Source organism: Rahnella sp. P4_A8 (assembly GCF_056402435.1).
On record NZ_JBFUHK010000153.1, the window covers coordinates 1 to 2,805 of the forward strand.

Genomic DNA, 2,805 nt, shown 5'->3' on the forward strand with positions numbered 1-2,805 from the left:
GCATCTATGAGTAGCCAGGAGTTGAGCAAAACCGATCGCATTATTCTCGAGATAGGGCAGCAAATCGTCAGTGGCAAATATGCCCCGGGGTCTGCGCTGCCAGCGGAAACGGAGTTGTGCGAAGAGTTCCAGACGTCACGGAACATCATTCGTGAAGTGCTTCGCTCGTTGATGTCGAAGCGGCTGGTGGAGATAAAGCGTTATCGCGGTGCTTTTGTGGCTTTACGCAACCAGTGGAATTATCTGGATACCGATGTTTTGCAGTGGTCGTTGGCGAATGATTATGACCCGCGGCTGATCCCGGCGATGAGCGAGGTGCGTAATCTGGTTGAACCGGTCATTGCCCGCTGGGCTGCGGAAAGGGCGACCTCCAGCGAATTAGCGGTTATTGAAAAAGCGCTTAACGATATGATCGCCGATCACCAAAATCGTGACGCCTTCAATGAGGCTGATATCCGTTTTCACGAAGCGGTACTGGCGTCGGTGCATAACCCGGTGCTGCAACAACTCAGTGTGGCGATAAGTTCCTTACAGCGTGCCGTATTTGAACGGACCTATATGGCCGATGAAGCCAACATGCCGCGCACATTGAAGGAGCATCAGGATCTGTACGATGCGATACGGCATCAGAACGCAGATGCAGCAGAACAGGCGGCACTGACAATGATCGCCAGCTCGACCAAAAGGCTGAAGGATATTACATGAGAGAAAGTTATATCGCCATTGACTGGGGCTCGACCAACTTGCGCGCCTGGCTCTACCTGAACGGTGAATGTACCGATCACCTGGAGTCAGAAGCGGGGGTTACCCGGCTCAATGGCCGTACTCCTGAACAGGTTTTCCGCGACACACTTTTACCCTGGCAAGCTCATCAGGTACCGGTTCTGATGGCGGGAATGGTTGGCAGCAACGCAGGATGGATGACGGTACCTTATCTGCCTTGCCCGACGCGGCTGACTGATTTCTCCAGACAGTTAACGCGGGTGGAGCAGGCCACACCGTTCAACGCGTGGATTATTCCCGGTCTGAGTGTGGTCAGCGAGGGTAATTGCAATGTCATTCGCGGTGAAGAAACACAGTTAATCGGTGCTTATACAGAATGTCCGGCTTCGCTTTATCTGATGCCGGGAACGCACAGTAAATGGGTACAGATGGACGGTAGCGAGGTTGTTGATTTCCGTACTGTCATGACCGGCGAACTCCACCATTTGCTGATACACCATTCGCTGATTGGTATCGGGCTGACCGGGCAACAGGCAAATCCGGCGGTATTCCAGCAGGGGCTGGAGAGTGGTTTCAAAGAAACCAACATTATTCGCAGTCTTTTTGAGACCCGCGCGGCGCATGTGTTAGGGCAATTAGATAAAAGCGCCGTCAGTGAATGGCTGTCGGGGTTGTTGATCGGCAATGAAGTGTCGCAAATGCAGCGGCAATACGGCATCACTGGCGATCAGCCCATTACCTTAATTGGGAGTCCCAAACTGACCGCACGTTACCAGCAGGCATTGAAGTTTGCCGGACTGACCTGGCAAACGCTGGAAGGCGACCGCGCTTTCCAGGCAGGTATAAGGAGTATTATCAATGAGTTGGAATACTGAGCTTCCGTTAATCGCCATTCTGCGCGGTATCACGCCACAAGACGTTCAGGCGCATGTGACAGCATTGCTGGAGGCAGGCTTTGATGCAGTGGAGATCCCACTCAACTCGCCTGACTGGCAGCGCAGCATCAGTGAAACGGTGAAAGAGTTCGGGCATCGGGCGCTGATTGGTGCCGGGACGGTTTTACAACCTGCGCAAGTTGATGAACTGAATACGATGGGCAGCCGTCTGGTGGTCACCCCTAATATTCAGGCGGAAGTGATTCGACGGGCTGTGGGGTATGGCATGACCGTCTGCTCTGGTTGCGCGACCGCGACGGAAGCCTTCAATGCACTGGATGCGGGCGCTCAGGCGCTGAAAATCTTCCCTTCCAACGCCTTTGGACCGGATTACATCAAAGCGTTGAAAGCGGTGCTACCGCCAGAAATTCCGGTTTTTGCCGTGGGGGGTATCACTCCTGAAAATTTACATCTCTATCTTAATGCCGGTTGTATCGGTGCAGGGCTGGGAAGTGATCTCTACCGTGCCGGACAGTCTGTTGAACGTACGACACAACAAGCTAACGCCTTTGTTAAAGCTTATAAGGAATCAACCCGATGAAAGTGACCAAACTAACCACCTACCGGCTGCCGCCGCGCTGGATGTTCCTGAAAATAGAAACTGATGAAGGCATTGTCGGTTGGGGAGAGCCGGTAGTTGAAGGCCGTGCCCGCAGTGTGGAGGCTGCCGTGCATGAGCTGTCTGAATATGTGATCGGACAGGATCCGGCGCGCATCAATGACATTTGGCAGACCCTCTATCGCGGTGGATTTTATCGCGGTGGTCCGATTCTGATGAGCGCGATTTCCGGCATCGATCAGGCACTGTGGGACATTAAGGGCAAAGCCCTGGGCGTTCCTGTTTATCAACTGCTCGGTGGTCTGGTTCGCGATAAGATTAAAGCCTACAGTTGGGTTGGCGGCGACCGCCCGGCGGATGTGATTGAAGGCATTAAAAAGTTGAAAGGCATTGGTTTTGATACCTTTAAACTCAATGGCTGCGAAGAAATGGGCATGATAGACAATTCACGTAAAGTTGACGATGCCGTCGCCGTCGTGGCGCAAATACGTGAAGCATTCGGTAACAGCATTGAGTTCGGACTCGACTTCCATGGCCGCGTCAATGCACCTATGGCGAAGATTCTGATCAAAGAGCTCGAACCTTACC

General features: G+C 53.1%; 4 protein-coding genes. All 4 read left to right on the plus strand.

The genetic code is table 11. From position 1 onward, the window contains the following. The first annotated feature begins 6 nt into the window (after positions 1-6). A complete protein-coding gene (gene dgoR, locus AC1DUO_RS24000; protein ID WP_013575998.1) occupies positions 7-705 on the plus strand; it encodes a D-galactonate utilization transcriptional regulator DgoR in 699 nt (232 codons plus the stop codon). Beyond that, positions 702-1,598, plus strand: coding sequence for a 2-dehydro-3-deoxygalactonokinase (locus AC1DUO_RS24005; protein ID WP_119261763.1), 897 nt, complete (start codon positions 702-704; stop codon positions 1,596-1,598). The genes dgoR and AC1DUO_RS24005 overlap by 4 nt, the downstream gene beginning before the upstream one ends. Next, on the plus strand, positions 1,582-2,199 hold the full coding sequence (locus AC1DUO_RS24010) for a 2-dehydro-3-deoxy-6-phosphogalactonate aldolase (protein ID WP_119261762.1): 618 nt from the start codon (positions 1,582-1,584) through the stop codon (positions 2,197-2,199). The genes AC1DUO_RS24005 and AC1DUO_RS24010 overlap by 17 nt, the downstream gene beginning before the upstream one ends. Next, positions 2,196-2,805 (plus strand): galactonate dehydratase (dgoD, locus tag AC1DUO_RS24015; RefSeq protein ID WP_477989095.1); only part of this gene is annotated, 610 nt, incomplete at its 3' end. The genes AC1DUO_RS24010 and dgoD, both read left to right, overlap by 4 nt.

What these genes read in the sequence shown, in the direction of transcription:
- AC1DUO_RS24005 (WP_119261763.1), top strand. Translation starts at nt 702, where the DNA reads ATGAGAGAAAGTTATATCGCCATTGACTGGGGCTCGACCAACTTGCGC.
- dgoR (WP_013575998.1), top strand. Translation starts at nt 7, where the DNA reads ATGAGTAGCCAGGAGTTGAGCAAAACCGATCGCATTATTCTCGAGATA.
- AC1DUO_RS24010 (WP_119261762.1), top strand. Translation starts at nt 1,582, where the DNA reads ATGAGTTGGAATACTGAGCTTCCGTTAATCGCCATTCTGCGCGGTATC.